Origin of the sequence: Stenotrophomonas maltophilia (assembly GCF_047782825.1) — a bacterium.
Lineage (GTDB): Bacteria > Pseudomonadota > Gammaproteobacteria > Xanthomonadales > Xanthomonadaceae > Stenotrophomonas.
In genome coordinates this window covers 3,478,204-3,492,141 of sequence record NZ_CP180589.1, presented here as the reverse complement: position 1 = coordinate 3,492,141, position 13,938 = coordinate 3,478,204, and the positions used below count along the sequence as shown (strand labels likewise).

The following is a 13,938-nucleotide window of genomic DNA, read 5'->3' as shown; positions in this document are numbered from 1 at the left end:
CCTGCGTTGCGTGACCTCCTGCGCATTGGTTAAGCCCAGCGTGAAGCCTGCGGGAAAGGCTTCACATGCGCAGTCACGGAACCGCATTCCGGTGCTGTCCGGCCCCGTTCCGCACCGGGATACTCGCGATGGTGCCGCCACCGTCCCCACCGCGCAGCGCAGGTCCTGCGGTCACCGTTCCCTTCGACGACCACAAGGATGCGCCATGTCATTGCGATACACCCCGTTGCTGCTGGCCACCGCCGTCCTGGCAGGCAGCCTGGGCGTGGCCGGCACCGCGGCCGCGCACGGCACCATGACCACCCCGGCCAGCCGGGTCTACGCCTGCTTCCAGGGCAACCCGGAAAGCCCGACCAACCCGGCGTGTGCGGCAGCCAAGGCACTGGCCGGTTCGCAGGCCTTCTATGACTGGAACGGGATCAACCAGGCCAACGCCAACGGCAACCACCAGGCGGTGGTACCCGATGGCAAGCTGTGCAGCGGCAACAACCCCACCTTCCGCGGCCTGGACCTGGACCGCAGCGACTGGCAGACCACGCCGATCCAGCCCGATGCGAACGGGCGTTTCACCTTCGTGTTCAAGGCCACCGCCCCGCATGCCACGCGTGACTGGCGCTTCTTCGTCACCCGCGACGGCTGGCAGCCGGGCAGCCCGCTGCGCTGGGCCGACCTGCAGGAATTCTGCACGCTGGGCAATACACCGCTGTCGGCCGATGGCACCTACAAGCTGCAGTGCACCCTGCCCCAGCGCAGCGGCCAGCACGTGATCTACAACACCTGGCAGCGCGCCGATTCGACCGAAGCGTTCTACACCTGCATGGACGTGCGCTTCGAGGGCGGCGGTGGCACCACGCCCGTGCCGCAGTGGCAGGATGCCGGCGCCCTGACCGCGCGCACCGAACTGCCGGTGGGCACCACCCTGGCGCTGCGCGTGTTCAATGCGGCCGGCAACGATCTGGAGCGCGTCGAGACGACCCTGGCCGCGGGCCAGACCAGCCCGGCACAGTGGCCGCTGGCGGTGGCGCGCAAGGTCAACGGCAGTGCCCAGCATGCCCGCGTGGGCGTGCTGGCCAACGGCGTGATCACGCCGACCGCATCGGCTACGGGCAACCGCGTGTACCTCAAGAGTGGCAACCGCTTCCAGCTGGACACCCAGCTGCCGGACCCGGGCACGCCTTCACCCGGCGGTGATTTCGACTTCGTATATCCGGCCGGCATTGGCAGCTACACACCCGGGGAAACGGTGGTGAAGAGCAGTGACGGCAAGCTGTACGCCTGCCGGCCGTTCCCGGAAGGGGCCTGGTGCAACGTCAATGCCGAGGCCTACCGGCCCGGGGTGGGCGCGGCCTGGCGCGATGCGTGGGTGGCCTACTGAGGCGGGCTGCAGCCGCTTCGACGGGGGTGCCGGCCAGCGGCCGGCACTGCCGGGATTACTTGCTGCTGACGTACTTCTCGCGGCGGATCTGCGGGTTGCCGAGCCCGGCTTCCTTCAGGGCCTCGGCGCAGGCATCGACCATGTCCGGGTTGCCGCACAGGTAGGCGATGTCGGTGGCCGGGTCCGGCGTGAAGCCGGCCAGGGCCTGCTGCACGTAGCCGTGGTGCACGTCGGGATGCGGGTCGGCCGGAAGTTCGCGCGACAGGCACGGCACATAGCGGAAGTTAGGGTGTTTTTCGGCGAAGCTGTAGAAATCTTCGCTGTACAGCAGCTCGCCGGGGCTGCGCGCGCCCTGCAGCAGGACGACCTGCACGCCGCGCTCGGCCATGGCCGTTTCCAGCAGCGGCAGCATCGACCGGTACGGGGTGACGCCGGTACCGGTGGCGATCAGCAGGTAGCGGCCGTTGTGGTCGCCGGGGTTCAGGCAGAACCGGCCGTAGGGGCCCGAAGCACTGACCTGGCCACCGATGTCCAGGGCCTCGAACAGGGCCGTGGCGGCGCCGCCGGGCACGAAGCTGACCGCGATGTCCACCGCCTCGCCCGGGCCCAGCGCGTGGTCGTGGATGGTCGCCAGCGAATAGCTGCGCTTGGTTTCAGTGCCATCGGCATAGCTGAAATGGACCTGGATGAACTGGCCGGGCTGGAAATCCAGCGGCTGGCCGTCATCACGCACGAACTGGTAATGGCCGACGGTCGGGGCCAGCATGCGGCGGCCGACCAGCTTGATGGGGAATTGGACAGGCACGACTTTTCGGGACAGTGTGTAGCCGGGGCAAGCCCTCGGGGTCTTCTATAATAGCCGCTCCCCGCCCCTCTCCAGCGCCAGCCCATGGGCGCGAAGGCTTCGAGCTTGGCTTCCCTGAACGATACGGCGCCCGCCCTGCGCGTGCGCGACCTGCGCAAGACCTACGACAACGGCACCCAGGCCCTCAAGGGGGTTTCCCTGGAAGTCGCCCCGGGCGATTTCTTCGCCCTGCTCGGCCCCAACGGCGCCGGCAAGTCCACCCTGATCGGCATCATCAGCTCCCTGGTCAACCTCAGCGAAGGCCAGGTGGAAGTGTTCGGCAGCGACCTGGTGCGCAACCGCAGCGCCACCATGCGCCTGATCGGCTTGGTGCCGCAGGAAATCAACTTCAACCTGTTCGAGAAGCCCTTCGACATCCTGGTGAACTACGCCGGCTTCTATGGCGTGCCCCGCGAGGAAGCGGAGAAGCGCGCCGAAGAGGAACTGAAGCGTGCGCACCTGTGGGAAAAGGCGCAGGTGATGAGCCGCACCCTGTCCGGCGGCATGAAGCGCCGGCTGATGATCGCCCGCGCGATGATGACCCGCCCGCGCCTGCTGATCCTGGACGAACCCACCGCCGGCGTGGACATCGAGATCCGCCGCGACATGTGGCGGGTGCTGAAGGAGATCAACGCCGCCGGCACCACGATCATCCTCACCACCCACTACCTGGAAGAAGCCGAGTACCTGTGCCGGCACCTGGCCATCATCAACCATGGCCAGATCGTCGAGCAGGGGCCGATGCGCACCCTGCTGGCCAAACTCGATGTGGAAGGCTTCCTGCTGGACATCGACGGTGACCTGCCCGCGCAGCTGCCGGTGATCGAGGGCGCGACCCTGACCGCGCCGGATCCGCACACGCTGGACATCGACATGCCGCGCGCGATGGACCTCAACCGCGTGTTCGCCACGCTGAACGAGGCCGGCATCCGCGTGCGTTCGATGCGTACCAAGAGCAATCGCCTGGAGGAGCTGTTCGTGCGCCTCACCGGCAACCTGGAGAAGTCTGCATGAGCACCACCGAGCTGACCGACGGCCAGCGCAACCGCATCGCGCTGATGACCATCGTGCGCCGCGAAGTCGCGCGCATCCTGCGCATCTGGGGCCAGACCCTGGTACCGCCTGCGATCACCATGACCCTGTACTTCCTGATCTTCGGCGGCCTGATCGGCTCGCGCGTGGGTGACATGGGCGGCTACAGCTACATGCAGTTCATCGTGCCGGGCCTGGTGATGATGAGCGTGATCCAGAACAGCTACGGCAACATCAGCTCTTCGTTCTTCGGCGCCAAGTTCGGCCGCCACGTGGAAGAGCTGCTGGTCAGCCCGATGCCGAACTGGGTGATCCTGTGGGGCTACGTGGCCGGCGCGGTGCTGCGCGGCCTGATGGTGGGCGTGATCGTGCTGATCATCGCCATGTTCTTCACCCCGGTGCGCATCCCGCACCCGCTGGTGACGCTGACCACGGTGATCCTGGGCGCGACGATCTTCTCGCTCGCCGGCTTCATCAATGCGGTGTATGCGAAGAAGTTTGATGACGTGGCGATCGTGCCGACCTTCATCCTGACCCCGCTGACCTACCTGGGTGGCGTGTTCTATTCGGTGAAGCTGCTGCCGACCTGGGCCGAGGCGGCCACGCACGCCAACCCGATCTTCTACATGGTCAATGCGTTCCGCTACGGCCTGCTGGGCAGCAGCGATGTGCCGGTGTGGGTGGCGTATGCGCTGATGCTGGGCTTCGTGGTGGTGCTGACGGCGCTGGCGCTGTGGCTGCTGCGGCGTGGCGTGGGCATGCGAAGCTGAGGGTTGCCTGCAGGGCCTGCGGCCCTGCACCCGCTGCAACAGGCCAGAGCAACGTCAACGTCCAACAGCTGGCATTCCGTGGGATGGCGGGGCGGTGGCCAGTAGATCCACGCCATGCGTGGATGCGGCATCACCTGTAGAGCCGAGCCTATGCTCGGCTCTTTTCATTGCGGGTAGGCTGTGGACATGAAGATGACCCTCATTCCGCTGGAAAAGGCTGTCTCCGACGGCCCCATCGATGCGTTCAGCCATGCCCTGCTGACCGATGCGCCGACGCTGGATGAGGTCCGGGCGTGCCTGGCATCCCTGCGTGCGGACGATGCGCGGCATCGCTATCTGTGCACGTTGGATGATGCCGGCCAGTGCCGTTACACGAGCATGCACGCGTCCGACGATGCGCGCATCGCGCTGTACGACGACGAAGAACCGGCAACACCTGTCGATGCCCTGCTCGCCCGCGAGCGCGTGCTGGCGCATGTCGTCTCTCAACTGGAGCATTCCGCCCATCGCCTGGAATGGACGACGCTGGCAGGCACGTTGGTGTGCAATGACGAGGACATTGAAACCCTGGTCGCCGCCAATGCCGCACCGGGCAGCCTTGTGGACGATGTGGTGTGCGTGCAGCAGGTGCCCGTGGATCGCGACGACCTGTTGATCGCTGCGCTGCCCAACGGCTACTTCAGCGCCGACTGGGACATCTTCCAGAACCACGCCTTGATCCGGCACCTGCAGCAACGCCATGGCTACCACCTGTTCGGCCTGGGCGCCTCGTGGCTGGGTTTCCAGCGCAGCAGCGCGCCCACGCCGGCAGAAACGCGCACGCTGGTGGAAGACCTGCGCAAGGCCTACGCGGCGGGAGCCGAAGACACCTGGACCCGATTGGCGCAGACGCTGGCCACGCGCACGACGCTGCTGCTGGGCTACACCGAGGATTTCAGCGCGCGGTTCCCTTGAGAATTGCCGCCGAGCATGGGCTCGGCGCTACGCAGGCAGGCGCGACAGGCACCGCTGTGGGTCGCAATCTGCGGCACAATCGCAGGAAGACACTCCCCCAGAAAACGGTGAACGTGCAATGCGCATCCTGATTCTCGGCGCCGGTGGTACCGGCGGCTACTTCGGCGGTCGCCTCGCCCAGGCCGGCGTGGACGTGACCTTCCTGGTCCGCCCCACCCGCGCCAGCCAGCTCGACAGCGATGGCCTGGTCATCCGCAGCCCGGTCGGCGATGCCAGCTTCCCGGTGCAGCACGTCACTGCCGACGCCCTGCCCGCACTCGCTGCGGAAAAGCCCTTCGATCTGGTCATCCTCAGCTGCAAGGCCTACGACCTGGACAGCTCGATCGATGCGATCGCACCGGCCGTCGGCGCAGGCACCACGGTGCTGCCCATCCTCAACGGCCTGCACCACTACGGCGCGCTGGATGCGCGGTTCGGCCGCGAGGCGGTGCTGGGCGGCCTGTGCTTCATCAGCGCCACCAAGGCGGCCGATGGTGCCGTGCTGCACCTGGGCAAGCCGGCCAAGCTCACCTTCGGCGAGCGCGACGGGGCTGCGATCTCCGACCGCGTGCGTGCCTTCGCTGCTGCCTGCGCCCAGGCCAACCTGGACCACCTGGCCAGCGAGCACATCGGCCAGGAGCAGTGGATCAAATACACCTTCCTGACCGCGCTGGCTGCAGCAACCTGCCTGCTGCGCGCGGACATCGGCACGATCGTCGCCACCGATGACGGCGAAGCCATCGTGCGTGGCCTGTACGACGAATGCCTGGCCGTGGCCGAGGCAGCCGGTGAACCCGTACCGGCCGCCGCACAGGACACCGCACGCGGCACGTTGACCCAAGCCGGCTCGGCGCTGAAGGCTTCGATGCTGCGCGACCTGGAGGCGGGCCAGCAGGTGGAAGCCGCGCAGATCGTGGGCGACATGCTTGCGCGTGCGCGCAAGGCCGACCAGGAAGCACTGCTGCTGCAGGTCGCCTACAGCAGCCTGCAGGCCTACCAGGCCCAGCGCAGCGCGTGATGCGCCCGCCGGCTGTGGGCCTGCTGCCGTCCCGGGTGCTGATTCTTGGCCTGGGCTGGAGCGGGCGTGTACTGGCAGCACAGTTGCAGGCGCTGGGCGTGCACGTGGCAGGTACGGTTCGTGACCCGGCATCGGCAGCGGAGGATGGCCTGCGGCGCCATGCGCTGCACGCCGACGCCGCACCCTCGGCGGCGCTGCTGGATGAGATCGCGCAGGCGCAGGCCGTGCTGTGCAGCGTACCGCCCGATGCACAGGGTGATCCTGCGCTGCGCCTGTTGTCGCCCGCGTTGCAGGCCAGCCCGGCGTTGCGTTGGGTGGGCTATCTGTCGTCGACCTCGGTGTATGCCGACCGCCAGGGCGGCTGGATCGACGAGCACAGCGCGGCCGATGGCACTGAAGCCGCCGGCGTGCAGCGGCGCCTGGCCGAGGCCCAGTGGCGGCAGTTGGCCGCCACACGCGGCATCGCCTCGGCGGTGTTCCGGCTGCCGGGGTTGTATGGCCCCGGCCGCAATGCACTGCTGCAACTGGCCGAAGGGCGCGCCCGCCACGTGGTTCGACCGGGGCTGGTGTTCAACCGGCTGCATGTGGATGACGTGGCGTCGGTGGTGATCGCGTCGATGCAGCGACCGTGCGTGGAGGGGCTGTACCTGCCGGCCGATGATGCGCCGGCGCCGCCACAGGATGTGCTGGCCTTCGCCGCGCAGCTGGGGGGATTCGCGCTGCCACCGGCGCTGGCGTGGGATGACCCGGCGGTAGGCCCGGGCCTGCGGCGCTTCTACGAGAGCAACAAGCGCATCGACAGCCGCGGCACGCGCGAGGCATTGGCGTGGTCGCCAAAGTTTGCGACGTATCGGGAGGGGCTGCGGGCACTGGCCGCTGCGCTCGCCGGGCATGGCCCGGCGCTACCGCCCTGCGTCTGATTCCCACCGCCGCGCTCGCCGGGCATGGCCCGGCGCTACCGTCCTGTGTCCACCGCTCTTGTAGAGCCGAGCCCATGCTCGGCTTACGGCAGCCGAGCATGGGCTCGGCTCTACAGGATCAACCTGCGTCGGGCAGGCGGAAGAACGTGCGCGTAGCGGCGGTGGCATTGGTGGCCGTGACCGCCACCTCTTCGCCACGGTCGCGGGCCAGCTCTTCGACGATATGCGAGAGGAACATCGGTTCGTTGCGGCGGTCCTTCGGCATCGGCTTCAGCGTGCGTGGCAGCAGGTATGGTGCATCGGTCTCGATCATCAGGCGGTTGGCCGGAATGTTCTTCACCAGCTCGCGCAGGTGCGCGCCACGACGCTCGTCGCACAGCCAGCCGGTGATGCCGATGTACCAGTCCTGGTCCAGGTAATCGAACAGTTCGTCACGCTCGCCGGTGAAGCAGTGCACCACCGCCGGGCCGATGCGCCCTTCGAAGTTCTTCATCTGCGCCATGAAATCGGCATGCGCGTCGCGCTGGTGCAGGAACAGCGGCTTGCCATTGTCCGCGGCCAGCTGCAGCTGCCGCTCGAACGCGCGGTGCTGGGCCGGGCGCGGCGAGAAATCACGGAAGTAGTCCAGCCCGCACTCGCCTACCGCAACGACTTCCGGGTGCGCATGCAGCGCGCGCATCTCGGCGTCGCATTCCTCGGTGTATTCCACCGCGTGGTGCGGGTGAACGCCGGCCGTGGCGTACAGGAAGCCCGGATGCTGCTGGGCCAGCTGCACGGCCAGCGGCGAGTGCTCGCGGCTGGCGCCGGTGATGACCATCTGCACCACGCCGGCCTGCCGTGCGCGGTCCAGGACGGCATCGCGGTCGCGGTCGAAGGAGTCGTGGGTCAGGTTGGCGCCGATATCGATCAGGTGCATGGTCATCGCGGGGGAAAAGTGCCCGCGCATTGTACCCGCGCCGGCCACGGCCCCTTATCCTTTGCACATGAACGCCCCGCTCTTCCCGATTTCCCCGCTGCTGCCGCAGATCCAGCAGCACCTGGCCGCGCAGCCGCGGCTGGTGCTGGAAGCCCCACCGGGCGCCGGCAAGACCACCCAGGTGCCGCTGGCGCTGCTGGATGCGCCGTGGCTGCAGGGTCGCAAGATCATCCTGCTGGAACCACGTCGTGTGGCCGCACGCAGCGCCGCGTTTTTCATGGCGCGGCAGCTGGGCGAAGAGGTGGGCGGCACCGTCGGTTACCGCATCCGCTTCGAGAACAGGGTTTCGGCACGCACCCGGATTGAAGTCGTCACCGAGGGCATCCTCACCCGCATGCTGCAGGACGACCCGATGCTGGAGGAGGTCGGCGCGATCCTGTTCGATGAATTCCACGAGCGCCACCTCAGCGGCGATCTCGGCCTGGCGCTGGCGCTGGACGTGCAGGCCCAGCTGCGCGATGACCTGCGCCTGGTGGTGATGTCGGCCACGCTGGATGGCGAGCGCCTGGCGCGCTTCCTCGATGCGCCGCGCCTGAGCAGCGAAGGCCGCAGCTATCCGGTGGCGGTCAGCCACTTCCCGGCGCGCCGCGATGAGGCGCTGGAACTGCAGGTGCGCCGCGCGGTGCAGCAGGCCCTGGCCGAACATCCCGGCGACCTGCTGGTGTTCCTGCCCGGCCAGCGCGAGATCGCGCGGGTGCAGGCGGGCCTGCAGGAATCCCTGGACAGCGGCGTGGAGGCGCTGGCGCTGCACGGCGAGCTGCCGGTGGAACAGCAGGCACGCGTGCTGCAGGCCGCCAGCGATGGCCGCCGCCGCGTGGTGCTGGCCACCAATGTGGCCGAATCGTCGGTGACCCTGCCTGGCGTGCGCGTGGTGATCGACAGTGGCCAGGCGCGCGAGCCGCGCTACGACCCCAACAGCGGCTTCACCCGGCTGGACGTGGTGGCCATCGCCCAGGCCTCGGCCGACCAGCGTGCGGGCCGCGCAGGCCGCGTGGCCGAAGGCGTGGCCTGGCGGCTGTGGCCGCAATCGCAGCGGCTGGAACCGCAGCGGCGCGCCGAGATCGACCAGGTGGAACTGGCCGGGCTGGCACTGGAACTGGCGGCCTGGGGCAGCAGCGATCTGCGCTTTCTCGACCCACCGCCGTCCGGACCGATGGCGGCAGCGCGCGAACTGCTGCAACGCCTGGGCGCGCTGTCCGATACCGGCGCGATCACCGCCCTGGGCCGCCGTGTGCTGGCGCTGGGCACGCACCCGCGCATGGCGGCCATGCTGCTGGCCGCGCCCGATGCGCGTGCGCAGGCACTGGCCGCCGATCTGGCCGCGCTGCTGGATGCACGTGACCCGCTGCGCCAGGGCGGCGATGCGCTGGCGGCGCGCTGGCGGGCGCTGGCCGCGTTCCGCAACGGCCGCGCACCTTCCGATGCCAACCGCAGCGGCCTGGCCGCCATCGATGCTGCGGCCAAGCAATGGCGCCGCCGCCTGCGCTGCGATGCCCTGCCGCCCAGCAGCATCGAAGCGCATGAGCTGGGCGATCTGCTGGCCCACGCCTTCCCCGATCGCATCGGCTTCCAGCACCCCAGCGATCCGCTGCGCTACCTGTTGGCCAATGGCCGCAGCACGCGCCTGCACGAACTGAGCGACCTGCGCGGCGAACCGTGGCTGGTGGCCAGCGAGCTGCGCTTCGAAGCACGCGATGCGCTGCTGCTGCGCGCGGCGCCGGTGGACGAGGGTGCATTGCGCAAGGCGTGGCCGGAGCGCTTCGTCACCGCAGACACCGTACGCTGGGACAGCGAGCGCCGCGCGCTGGTCGCCCTGCGCGAAACCCGCTTCGACCGCATCGTGCTGGACAGCCGTTCCGCCGGCCGCGTCGATCCGCAGCATGCCGCGCAGGCGTTGACCGATGCGGTGGCCGAACTGGGCCTGGCCGCGCTGCCGTGGACCGAGGGCCTGCGCCAGTGGCAGGCACGGGTGGAGTCACTGCGCCGCTGGATGCCCGAGCTGGGTCTGCCGGACTGCAGCGACGAGGCCTTGCTGGCCACGCGCGCGCAGTGGCTGCAGCCCGCCTTCGCCGGCAAGACCCGGCTGGATGCGCTGGACGAGTCCAGCTTCGGCGAGGCACTGAAATCGCCGCTGGAGTGGTCGCAGCGGCAGCTCGTCGAGCGCCACGCACCCACCCGCATCACCGTGCCCTCGGGCCTGGAACGGCCGATCACCTATGCACTGGACAGCGAAAGCGGACAGCCGCTGCCCCCGGTGCTGGCGGTGAAGCTGCAGGAGCTGTTCGGGCTGGCCGACACGCCACGCATCGCCGATGGCCGCGTACCGCTCACCCTGCATCTGCTCTCGCCCGGCGGCCGCCCGCTGCAGGTCACCCAGGACCTGCGCAATTTCTGGGAAAACACCTATGCCGAGGTGAAGAAGGAGATGAAGGGCCGGTACCCGCGCCATCCCTGGCCGGATGATCCGTGGACGGCGACCGCCACGCACCGGGCCAAGCCGCGCGGAACGTGAGGGCGGGGTCAGAGCCCTTTGCAACGCAAAGGGCTCTGACCCCGGACGGGGCTGCTGGGGTCAGAGCCCTTTCCCGGGGGAAAGGGATCCGACCCCACCCTGCCTGATCCTGAATGGACGGGGTAGAGTCACGCCACGTGCTGGCTCGACTGACATACCGTTTACAGGCAGCACGACACACTGGACTTCGACCCGAGGCAAAGGACCCCCCGCATGAGCAAGCTGACCGTAATCACCGACCGCGCTCTGGAGCGCGCCCTGGAACTGGCCCACACCGCTGGCGATGGCCTGAAGAGCGCCGGTGGCAGCCTGCGCCATCTGGGCCCGCAGGCCGGTGACTGGATCAAGACCGGCGCCGCCATTGGCGCGGTGAAGACCGGCGGCAAGGCCGCGACCAAGTTCGTGCGCCGCAACCCGGCCGTGGCCGTGGCCGCTGCAGCCGTGGGCGTCGGCCTGCTGGGCTACGCGCTGTACCGCAAGCAGCAGAAGAAGAAGGCCGGCAACGGCCATGTGGTGAACGGCCAGGCACAGCGCATCAACGCGCGTGACCGCCGCAACGACACCGTGGTGGACGAGCACAGCGACATCGGCAGCGATGCCTGAGTCTGCCGGGGTCAGAGCCCTTCCTGCGGAAGGGGTCTGATCCCGATCCAGGGCCGGATCTCTTCTGCAGGAAGGGCTCCGGCCCTTTTCGTTCCTGCCGTTCCGCTCAGCCGATCTGCCGCCACTGGCCGGGCTGCAGGTCATCCAGCCGGTATGGGCCCATCGCCACCCGCACCAGGCGCAGGGTCGGCAGGTTCACCGCGGCGGTCATGCGCCGCACCTGGCGGTTGCGGCCTTCGCGGATCGTGATGGCCAGCCAGCTGTCGGGCACGGTCTTGCGGAAACGCACCGGCGGATCGCGCGGCCACAGCGCCGGCGCCGGGTCCAGGCGCTCGATCTTTGCCGGCAGGGTCGGGCCATCATTGAGCAGGACGCCGTCACGCAGTTGCTGCAGCTGCTCGTCGCTGGGCGCGCCTTCCACCTGCACCCAGTAGGTCTTGTCGGCCTTGTGCCTGGGGTCGGTCAGCTTGTGCGCCAGCGTGCCGTTGTCGGTCAGCAGCAGCAGTCCTTCGCTGTCATGGTCGAGCCGGCCTGCGGCGTAGACGCGCGGCGGCAGGCCGAAGCCGGCCAGGGTCGGCCGCGGCGGCACGCTGCGGTCGGTGAACTGGCACAGCACGTTGAAGGGCTTGTTGAAGGCAATCAGCATCGCAGGGCGGCAGGCGGCGGGTGACCCATTGTCCCACGCCGCGCTGCGCGCTCGCCGGGCATGGCGCCCCGGACCTGTGGAGCCGAGCATGGGCTCGGCTCTTGTGTCTCGGAATGGTGCCCTGATCAGGCACAATTCCCCCGGTGACCCCGGGAGGCTCCGATGACGCTGCCTCGGCTCTTAAGCCTTCGAGCTTGCAAAGTAGATTCAGCGCGTCGGCGGCCTGACACCGCCTTGGAACTTGAACGGTATCTTAGGCCCACCTTCGGGTGAGAGCCTGCACTCACAAGGGCAAGTCTGGCGGCTTCCGATCACGATCGTAAGTTCAAGCTGGAGCAAGATCATGCAAGTAATCGGCAATGACATGGCCAAGGCGACCTTTGATGTCGCCTTGCCACTGTCCGAGGGCAAGTACCGCACCAAAGCCAAATTTCCCAATACGACCAAGGGTTATGCGGAATTTCTGGCGTGGCGAGCCAAGCATGCGCCTGACGCAGCGGTAGGCATGGAGGCCACCGGTATCTACCACGAGGCTTTGGCGCGCGCCCTGGTGGAGGCTGGGGTAGTGGTTTATGTCGCCAATCCCGCACGGGTGAAAGCATTTGGGCAGGCCGAGGGAGTCCGGACCAAGACCGACCGCAGCGATGCCAAGCTGATTGCCCGGTTCTTCGAGGCTCAACGCCCGGAAAAGCTGCACCCCTACGTCCCGCCGACGCCCTCGGAGGTGAAGCTGCGAGCCCTTGTCCGGCGACGTGATGACCTCCAGGAAATGCTGCAGATGGAGCAAAACCGCCTGGAAGTTGCCGATATCTCCGTCCAGCAAGGGATCAACGACGTGATCCGGACGTTGGAGGAACAGATCAGACAGGTGCGAAAGGCGATCCAGGACCACATCGACAACGATCCGGACCTGCGCGGGCGCCATCAACTGCTCACCAGCATTCCCGGCGTGGGCGATACCAGCAGTGCCCAACTGCTGGCGTTTCTAGGCGATCTCAACAGATACAGCGACGTGCGTCAGGTGGTTGCCCACGCAGGCCTGAATCCGGCGCAGCGTCAATCAGGAAATTACGAAGGTAAAGCCAGGATATCGCGAGTTGGCGACGCCAATTTCCGCAAGAAGTTGTACATGCCGGCGCTGACCGGCAAGGCCTACAACCCGACGCTGAAGGCCTTTGCAGAACGCCTCAGCAAGAAAGGAAAGCCATTCAAGGTCATCATGTGTGCACTGATGCGCAAGCTCATACATCTGGTCTGGGGAGTGCTGAAGAGCGGCCGACCGTTTGAGCCTGAAGTCGTCCTTGCCTAGGCAAGGACGACACGGTATCTACATTCAGGGCTTCACGAAACGCAGGGTCATGCGGTCGCTTTCGCCGATGGCCTGGTACTTGGCATCGTCGGCCTTGTCGTGCTGGTTGGTGGGCGGCAGGGTCCACACACCGTTCGGGTGGTCCTTGGTGTCGCGCGGGTTGGCATTGACCTCACTGCGCGCATCCAGCTTGAAGCCGGCGGCCTCGGCCATGGCGATCACCTGCTGCTGGCCGACATAGCCGGTGTCATCGTCGTCGGCCACGTCGGTCTTGGCGCGGTGTTCGACCACGCCCAGCACGCCGCCCGGCTTGAGCACGTTGAAGAAGCCCTGGAACATGCCCTGCGCCTGGCCGGCCTTGCGCCAGTTGTGCACGTTGCGGAAGGTCAGCACCACATCGGCTGAATTGGCCGGGCCGAACACCGGCTTGGCCGGGTCGTAGCCAACCACGGCGGCCTTGTCGAACTGCGCCGGCGCACCGGCGAACTTCTTTTCCAGGCCATCGCGGCTGCGCTGCTGGTAGTCGCGGCCGCGACCTTCGGCCACGGCGGCCGGATCGACCACGGCGGCGATGTAATGACCCTTGTCGCGCAGCAGCGGCGCCAGGATTTCCGAGTACCAGCCGTTGCCGGGGGTGATTTCGATGACGGTCTTTTCCGGGGCCACCTTGAAGAAGGACAGCGACTGCGCCGGATGGCGGTAGGTGTCGCGCTTGACGTTGGCGGGGTCGCGGGTGGACGCCTTCACCGCCGCATCGATGGCCGGCGATACCTGGATCTTCGCCGGTGCCACGTTGGCCGGCGCAGCGAACGCGGGAACAGCAACAAGCAGGGCAGAGGCGAGCAGCAGGCGGCAACCACGCAGGGACGAAGCAGCGATCATCGGGGCGATTCCAGTGGAAGATGCGGCGAGACTAGCAGCCGCCACGCCCAAGGTGTTC

13 protein-coding genes are annotated in these 13,938 nt (G+C 67.8%); 9 read left to right on the top strand and 4 right to left on the bottom strand.

The window, feature by feature from the left end; genetic code table 11:
* Window positions 1-205: 205 nt before the first annotated feature.
* A complete protein-coding gene (locus tag ACM2ZB_RS16120) occupies window positions 206-1,375 on the top strand; it encodes a lytic polysaccharide monooxygenase auxiliary activity family 9 protein (RefSeq protein WP_416056192.1) in 1,170 nt (389 codons plus the stop codon).
* A gap of 55 nt (window positions 1,376-1,430) precedes the next feature.
* On the opposite strand, the gene ACM2ZB_RS16115 is transcribed toward ACM2ZB_RS16120, so the two are convergent.
* Entirely contained in the window at window positions 1,431-2,180 is a 750-nt protein-coding gene (locus ACM2ZB_RS16115; protein WP_416056191.1) for a ferredoxin--NADP reductase, read from the bottom strand.
* An 84-nt stretch (window positions 2,181-2,264) separates the two neighbouring features.
* On the opposite strand from ACM2ZB_RS16115, the gene ACM2ZB_RS16110 reads away from it, so the two are divergent.
* The 5 genes from ACM2ZB_RS16110 (at window position 2,265) to ACM2ZB_RS16090 (ending at window position 6,952) form a co-directional block, all read left to right on the top strand.
* Complete coding sequence (locus ACM2ZB_RS16110; RefSeq protein WP_416056190.1) at window positions 2,265-3,233, top strand: ABC transporter ATP-binding protein; 969 nt, start codon at window positions 2,265-2,267, stop codon at window positions 3,231-3,233.
* Window positions 3,230-4,021, top strand: coding sequence for an ABC transporter permease (locus ACM2ZB_RS16105; RefSeq protein WP_313436701.1), 792 nt, complete (start codon window positions 3,230-3,232; stop codon window positions 4,019-4,021). Before ACM2ZB_RS16110 ends, ACM2ZB_RS16105 begins: the two co-directional genes overlap by 4 nt.
* Window positions 4,022-4,207: 186 nt before the next feature.
* Entirely contained in the window at window positions 4,208-4,975 is a 768-nt protein-coding gene (locus tag ACM2ZB_RS16100; RefSeq protein ID WP_416056189.1) for a hypothetical protein, read from the top strand.
* Window positions 4,976-5,093: 118 nt separating this feature from the next.
* Window positions 5,094-6,032, top strand: a complete 939-nt coding sequence (gene panE / locus ACM2ZB_RS16095; RefSeq protein WP_416056188.1) for a 2-dehydropantoate 2-reductase — start codon at window positions 5,094-5,096, stop codon at window positions 6,030-6,032.
* Window positions 6,032-6,952 carry an epimerase gene (locus ACM2ZB_RS16090; protein ID WP_416056187.1) on the top strand — a complete coding sequence of 307 codons (921 nt, stop codon included), beginning with the start codon at window positions 6,032-6,034 and terminating at the stop codon, window positions 6,950-6,952. Before panE ends, ACM2ZB_RS16090 begins: the two co-directional genes overlap by 1 nt.
* A gap of 118 nt (window positions 6,953-7,070) precedes the next feature.
* On the opposite strand, the gene ACM2ZB_RS16085 is transcribed toward ACM2ZB_RS16090, so the two are convergent.
* Window positions 7,071-7,868 carry a TatD family hydrolase gene (locus tag ACM2ZB_RS16085; protein ID WP_416056186.1) on the bottom strand — a complete coding sequence of 266 codons (798 nt, stop codon included), beginning with the start codon at window positions 7,866-7,868 and terminating at the stop codon, window positions 7,071-7,073.
* 67 nt (window positions 7,869-7,935) lie between these two features.
* On the opposite strand from ACM2ZB_RS16085, the gene hrpB reads away from it, so the two are divergent.
* Both hrpB and ACM2ZB_RS16075 read left to right on the top strand, forming a co-directional pair.
* Window positions 7,936-10,440, top strand: a complete 2,505-nt coding sequence (hrpB, locus tag ACM2ZB_RS16080) for an ATP-dependent helicase HrpB (RefSeq protein WP_416056185.1) — start codon at window positions 7,936-7,938, stop codon at window positions 10,438-10,440.
* Window positions 10,441-10,653: 213 nt separating this feature from the next.
* Window positions 10,654-11,043 (top strand): hypothetical protein, encoded by a 390-nt coding sequence (locus ACM2ZB_RS16075; protein WP_313436685.1) that lies wholly within the window; start codon window positions 10,654-10,656, stop codon window positions 11,041-11,043.
* Window positions 11,044-11,149: 106 nt separating this feature from the next.
* Here the strand turns inward: ACM2ZB_RS16075 and ACM2ZB_RS16070 are convergent, their stop codons facing one another.
* On the bottom strand, window positions 11,150-11,689 hold the full coding sequence (locus ACM2ZB_RS16070) for a pseudouridine synthase (RefSeq protein ID WP_416056184.1): 540 nt from the start codon (window positions 11,687-11,689) through the stop codon (window positions 11,150-11,152).
* 343 nt (window positions 11,690-12,032) lie between these two features.
* On the opposite strand from ACM2ZB_RS16070, the gene ACM2ZB_RS16065 reads away from it, so the two are divergent.
* Window positions 12,033-12,998, top strand: a complete 966-nt coding sequence (locus tag ACM2ZB_RS16065) for an IS110 family transposase (RefSeq protein ID WP_416056183.1) — start codon at window positions 12,033-12,035, stop codon at window positions 12,996-12,998.
* Between the two features lie 24 nt (window positions 12,999-13,022).
* Here ACM2ZB_RS16065 and ACM2ZB_RS16060 read toward each other — a convergent pair whose 3' ends face one another.
* Entirely contained in the window at window positions 13,023-13,880 is an 858-nt protein-coding gene (locus ACM2ZB_RS16060; RefSeq protein WP_313436680.1) for a methyltransferase, read from the bottom strand.
* Window positions 13,881-13,938 lie beyond the last annotated feature (58 nt).

Coding starts and splice junctions, on each gene's coding strand:
- ACM2ZB_RS16070 (WP_416056184.1), bottom strand. CDS start 11,689: ATGCTGATTGCCTTCAACAAGCCCTTCAACGTGCTGTGCCAGTTCACC.
- ACM2ZB_RS16075 (WP_313436685.1), top strand. CDS start 10,654: ATGAGCAAGCTGACCGTAATCACCGACCGCGCTCTGGAGCGCGCCCTG.
- ACM2ZB_RS16110 (WP_416056190.1), top strand. CDS start 2,265: ATGGGCGCGAAGGCTTCGAGCTTGGCTTCCCTGAACGATACGGCGCCC.
- ACM2ZB_RS16105 (WP_313436701.1), top strand. CDS start 3,230: ATGAGCACCACCGAGCTGACCGACGGCCAGCGCAACCGCATCGCGCTG.
- ACM2ZB_RS16060 (WP_313436680.1), bottom strand. CDS start 13,880: ATGATCGCTGCTTCGTCCCTGCGTGGTTGCCGCCTGCTGCTCGCCTCT.
- ACM2ZB_RS16085 (WP_416056186.1), bottom strand. CDS start 7,868: ATGCACCTGATCGATATCGGCGCCAACCTGACCCACGACTCCTTCGAC.
- panE (WP_416056188.1), top strand. CDS start 5,094: ATGCGCATCCTGATTCTCGGCGCCGGTGGTACCGGCGGCTACTTCGGC.
- ACM2ZB_RS16065 (WP_416056183.1), top strand. CDS start 12,033: ATGCAAGTAATCGGCAATGACATGGCCAAGGCGACCTTTGATGTCGCC.
- hrpB (WP_416056185.1), top strand. CDS start 7,936: ATGAACGCCCCGCTCTTCCCGATTTCCCCGCTGCTGCCGCAGATCCAG.
- ACM2ZB_RS16100 (WP_416056189.1), top strand. CDS start 4,208: ATGAAGATGACCCTCATTCCGCTGGAAAAGGCTGTCTCCGACGGCCCC.
- ACM2ZB_RS16090 (WP_416056187.1), top strand. CDS start 6,032: ATGCGCCCGCCGGCTGTGGGCCTGCTGCCGTCCCGGGTGCTGATTCTT.
- ACM2ZB_RS16120 (WP_416056192.1), top strand. CDS start 206: ATGTCATTGCGATACACCCCGTTGCTGCTGGCCACCGCCGTCCTGGCA.